Consider the following 4,658-nt stretch of genomic DNA (forward strand, 5'->3'; position numbering starts at 1 on the left):
GCGCCCGGATCGAACCGCGCCCGCCGCGCCCGGCCGCCATCGACGACCACGCGCACATCCTCGATCGTCAGCGAGGTTTCGGCGATGGCGGTGGCCAGCACCAGCTTGCGGCCTTCGGTTTCTGGCTGGATGGCGGCGCGCTGCTCGGCGAAGGGCAGGGCGCCGTAGAGCGGGCGCAGGCGCACGTCGGCTGGCAGGCGACCCTTCAGCGCGGCCTCGGTGCGGCGAATCTCACCCTCGCCGGGCAGGAAGGCCAGCACGCCACCATCGGTCTCGGACAGGACCTGCACGATTAGGTCGGCCAAGGCGCCCTCGAACCGCTGGCCCTTGGGCACCGGCCGGTCGAGCCAGCGCGTGTCGACCGGAAACGCGCGCCCTTCCGAGGTCACCACGGGCGCGTCCATCAGCGCGCCCACAGGCTCGGCGTCGAGTGTCGCCGACATGGCCAGCAGCAGCAGCTCGTCACGCAGCGCGCCGGCGATCTCGAGGCACAGCGCCAGCCCGAGGTCGGCGTTCAGCGAGCGTTCGTGGAATTCGTCGAAGATCACCGCGCCGATGCCTGGCAGGTCGGGGTCGGACTGGATCATGCGCGTCAGGATTCCTTCCGTCACCACTTCGATGCGGGTGGCCTTCGACACCTTCGACTCGCCGCGGATGCGGTAGCCGACGGTCTGGCCGGGCGCCTCGCCCAGCGTCTCGGCCATGCGGGCGGCGGCGGTGCGCGCGGCAATACGGCGCGGCTCGAGCATCACGATCCGGCCCGGCGTGAGCCCGGCGTCCAGCATAGCCAGCGGCACGCGCGTCGTCTTGCCCGCGCCGGGCGGCGCCTGCAGCACGGCTCGGCCGCGGGTGCGCAGCGCGTCGAGAAGGGCAGGCAGGGCGTCGTCAATGGGCAGGCGCATGGGGCGCGTTATGCGGCAGGCCCGCCCGCTTGGCCAGCCGGGCTGGACTTCGCACACGACGCGGGGCATGCCAGAGGCATGGATATCGACGATCTCGCCACCCGCATCGCCGCCGGCGAACGCCGCGCGCTGGCCCGCGCCATCACGCTGGTGGAAAGCGGCCGCGCCGATCACCGCGAGATCGCCACAGCCCTGCTGGAGCGGCTGAAGGATCGACCCGCGCAGGCGCTACGGGTCGGGCTGTCCGGCACGCCGGGCGTCGGCAAGTCCACCTTCATCGAAGCGTTCGGCCTGATGCTGACGGGGCAGGGCCTGCGCGTCGCGGTCCTGGCGGTCGATCCAAGCTCGGCCCGGTCGGGCGGCTCGATCCTGGGCGACAAGACGCGGATGGAGCATCTGTCGCGCGATCCGAACGCCTTTATCCGGCCGTCGCCGGCCCAAAGCCAGCTGGGCGGCGTCGCCCGCCGCACGCGTGAGGCGATCGACCTGTGCGAGGCGGCAGGCTTCGATGTCGTGCTGGTTGAAACCGTGGGCGTTGGCCAGTCCGAGACGATGGTCGCCGAGATGACGGACCTGTTCCTGCTGCTGCTGGCGCCCGGCGGCGGCGACGAGCTGCAGGGCGTCAAGCGCGGTATCATGGAGATCGCCGACATCCTGCTGATCAACAAGGCCGACGGCGCGCTCAAGACCACCGCGACGCGCACCTGCGCCGATTACGCCGGCGCGCTGAGGCTGCTGCGCAAGCGGGTGCAGGATCCGGACGGCTTCCCCAAGGCGATGACCGTCTCGGCGGTCGAGGGCGCGGGGCTGGAAACCGCCTGGGCCGAGATGCAGGCGCTGGCCGACTGGCGCCGCACCGAAAGGCATTTCGACGCCCGCCGGGCCGACCAGGCCCGCTTCTGGTTCGAGGCCGAGGTCCGCGAGGGCCTGCTTGCCCGCCTCAAGCGCGAGCCGGTGCGCGGCGCGATGACGGCGCTGGGCCGCCAGGTGGCCGAAGGCGCGATCACGCCCACCGCCGCGGCCGCGGAATTGCTGGGCGAGTACCTTCAACTGGACCTTGCGGATCGCACTACGGATCAGTCGCGACAGGCGGCCCCTAAGGCTTGACGCCCGCACCGACCGCGTCTAGAGAAGCGCGACGAGATTCCGGGCGCCGCAAGGCGGCCCTGCATATTGGTTGCGCGGGACCATGCCCGCTGCCCGAAGAAAACGAGGATGAACCCATGTCGCGTGTCTGCGAACTGACCGGTAAAGGGCCCATGGTCGGCAACAATGTCAGCCATGCCAACAACCGCACCCGTCGGCGCTTCCTGCCGAACCTGAACGATGTGACGCTGCAGTCCGAGGCGCTCGGCCGCGGCATCAAGCTGCGCATCTCGAGCCACGCGCTGCGCTCGGTCGATCACCGCGGCGGGCTGGACAAGTTCCTGATGAAGGCGAAGGACACCGAGCTGTCCGATCGCGCGCTGAAGATCAAGAAAGAGCTGACGAAGGCACAGGCCGAAGCCTGAGCTTTCGCCACTGCGAAACTGCCGGACCCTGTGGTGTTGCGCCGCAGGGTCTTTTTCGTTGCCGGGCACGCTTGCCCTCCGGCGCGCCCGGGTGCACATCCCGTGCAGCCAAAAGCCAACACGACGTTCCGGAACCCGACGCGCTCAGCAGCGTACGTTCGCGTGTTCCTCCAGCAGTCCAGGGATGACACGATGCTGACCAAGATCCTCACCGCCGGCGCCTTCGTGCTGGCCTTCGCCGCCCCCGCGCTTGCCGATATCGTCGTGACCGACGCCTACGCCCGCAGCGCCATGCCTGGCGCGCCGACTGGGGCGGCCTTCATGGTGATCGAGAACACCGGCGATACCGACGACCGGCTGATGGACGTGCGCTCCGACGCCGCCCAGCGAGTCGAACTGCACACCCACCGGGCCGAGGGCGACGGCATCATGCGGATGGTGCATGTCGAAGAGGGCTTCGTGATCCCCGCGGGCGGACAGCACGCGCTGGAGCGTGGCGGCGATCACGTCATGATGATGGGCCTGACCCGTGATCTGGTGCAGGGCGAAACTGTCACGCTGACGCTCGTCTTCGAGAACGCCGGCGAGACGGTTGTCGACGTGCCCGTCGATCTCGAGCGGATCGCCGAGCATTCCGGCATGGCCAAGCATTGAAGGCGGCCTAGCCCGCGTCCAGCACCGACTCGACCCATTCCGGCACCACCTTTGAAGCCGGTCCCGCCAAGTGATCATCGAACAGGCCCGACACGTCCGTGGGCTCCAGATTGATCTCGACCGTGCGGGCACCGGCGCGCGCGGCCTCCTGCACGAAGCCGGCGGCGGGGTAGACGTTTCCCGACGTGCCGATCGCCGCAAAAAGGTCGCAGGACAGCAGGTGCCGCTCGATCTCGTCCATGTGGTGGGGCATCTCGCCGAACCAGACCACGTCGGGCCGCGTCGCTTGTGCCGCGCAGGCGGGGCAGGGATCGCGGGGGTGCATGGTTTCGGGCGCCGTCCAGCGGTGGCCGCAGGCGGCGCAGGTGGAGCGGGCGAGTTCCCCATGCATGTGCAGCGCGGTGGCGCCGGCGCGTTCGTGCAGCGCGTCGACGTTCTGCGTGACGATGGTCACCGCGCCGGGGTGCCGCTCCTGCAGCCGCGCCAGCGCCTCGTGCGCCGGGTTGGGCCGGGCGCCGGCGGCCTGCGCGCGGCGTTCGTTGTAGAAGGCGTGCACGCGGTCGGGGTCGCGGGCGAAGGCCTCGGGGGTGGCGACGTCCTCGATGCGGTGGCGGGTCCAGATCCCGTTCTTGTCGCGGAACGTGCCCAGCCCGCTTTCCGCCGACAATCCCGCGCCGGTCAGCACGACGATCCGGTTCGGCATCGCGCTCTCCTTCTTCCTTGAGCCTGTGCGGTCCAGCTTGTACCGCTGGAGCATGACACAGCGTATCCTCTTCGTTTGCCTGGGCAACATCTGTCGGTCCCCCAGCGCCGAGGCCGTGGCGCGGCGCATGGCGGCCGAGCGCGGCGTGAGCGTGGAGTTCGACAGCGCGGGCACCGGCGACTGGCACGTCGGGCAGCCGCCCTACGGGCCGATGCAGGCGGCGGCGAAGGCGCGGGGGTACGACCTGTCGGGGCTGCGGGCGCGGCAGGTGACGGCGCGGGATTTCGACCGCTTCGACATGATCGTGGTGATGGACGCGCAGAACAAGGCGGATGTCGAGGCGCTGCGGCCGGGCACGGATGGGGCGCGGGTGGTGGCGTTCACCGACTACGCGGACGAGGCCGGCGTGACCGAGGTGCCGGACCCGTACTTCACCCGCGACTTCGACGGCGCGCTGGACTTGGTCGAGCGCTGCGCGGCGGGGATGCTGGACACGCTGGGGCGGTGACACGAAAAAGGCCCGGCAGCGCGTGGCGGCCGGACCCGAAATTCAGTCACGATGACGTGGCAGGGCCACGACGGCGCGGCGTGGCTTATGCCAGCTCGATGTTGGTCGCGCTCTCGCGGCCGTCACGGCCGGCTTGCAGGTCGAACGTGACCTTCTGGTTGTCGGCGAGGCCGGTGAGTCCCGAACGCTCGACGGCCGAGATGTGGACGAACACGTCCTTGCCGCCCGAGTCGGGTGCGATGAAGCCGTAGCCTTTGGTGGTGTTGAACCATTTCACGGTGCCGGTGGCCATCGTGAGATCTCCTGTCAGTGTCTTCCCGCTCGCAGTAGTGCAGCGGCGCGGCGTAGTCAGAGCAGTATCGGTTGCTCCGTCGCCGGGA

Annotated in this window: 7 protein-coding genes; 4 read left to right on the top strand and 3 right to left on the bottom strand. The window is 69.9% G+C overall.

The features are described 5' to 3' along the window. Positions 1–902 (bottom strand): DEAD/DEAH box helicase (locus tag ACFDTC_RS17560; protein WP_375260171.1); only part of this gene is annotated, 902 nt, incomplete at its 3' end. Between the two features lie 78 nt (positions 903–980). On the opposite strand from ACFDTC_RS17560, the gene meaB reads away from it, so the two are divergent. The 3 genes from meaB to ACFDTC_RS17575 all read left to right on the top strand — a co-directional run bounded on the left by meaB (position 981) and on the right by ACFDTC_RS17575 (position 3,067). Further along, positions 981–2,009 carry a methylmalonyl Co-A mutase-associated GTPase MeaB gene (meaB, locus tag ACFDTC_RS17565; protein WP_375260172.1) on the top strand — a complete coding sequence of 343 codons (1,029 nt, stop codon included), beginning with the start codon at positions 981–983 and terminating at the stop codon, positions 2,007–2,009. 116 nt (positions 2,010–2,125) lie between these two features. Beyond that, positions 2,126–2,413: a 50S ribosomal protein L28 gene (gene rpmB / locus ACFDTC_RS17570; RefSeq protein WP_375260175.1), complete on the top strand. Its 288-nt coding sequence runs from the start codon at positions 2,126–2,128 to the stop codon at positions 2,411–2,413. Positions 2,414–2,605: 192 nt separating this feature from the next. Beyond that, on the top strand, positions 2,606–3,067 hold the full coding sequence (locus ACFDTC_RS17575; RefSeq protein WP_375260173.1) for a copper chaperone PCu(A)C: 462 nt from the start codon (positions 2,606–2,608) through the stop codon (positions 3,065–3,067). 7 nt (positions 3,068–3,074) lie between these two features. Here the strand turns inward: ACFDTC_RS17575 and ACFDTC_RS17580 are convergent, their stop codons facing one another. Beyond that, positions 3,075–3,770 (bottom strand): NAD-dependent deacylase, encoded by a 696-nt coding sequence (locus ACFDTC_RS17580; RefSeq protein WP_375260176.1) that lies wholly within the window; start codon positions 3,768–3,770, stop codon positions 3,075–3,077. A gap of 52 nt (positions 3,771–3,822) precedes the next feature. Between ACFDTC_RS17580 and ACFDTC_RS17585 the strand changes: the two genes are divergently transcribed. Continuing rightward, positions 3,823–4,278 carry a low molecular weight protein-tyrosine-phosphatase gene (locus ACFDTC_RS17585; RefSeq protein WP_375260174.1) on the top strand — a complete coding sequence of 152 codons (456 nt, stop codon included), beginning with the start codon at positions 3,823–3,825 and terminating at the stop codon, positions 4,276–4,278. 85 nt (positions 4,279–4,363) lie between these two features. On the opposite strand, the gene ACFDTC_RS17590 is transcribed toward ACFDTC_RS17585, so the two are convergent. Beyond that, positions 4,364–4,570 (bottom strand): cold-shock protein, encoded by a 207-nt coding sequence (locus tag ACFDTC_RS17590; RefSeq protein ID WP_089884979.1) that lies wholly within the window; start codon positions 4,568–4,570, stop codon positions 4,364–4,366. Positions 4,571–4,658: the final 88 nt, after the last annotated feature.

It is taken from the genome of Citreimonas sp. (genome assembly GCF_042096055.1).
GTDB lineage: Bacteria > Pseudomonadota > Alphaproteobacteria > Rhodobacterales > Rhodobacteraceae > Citreimonas.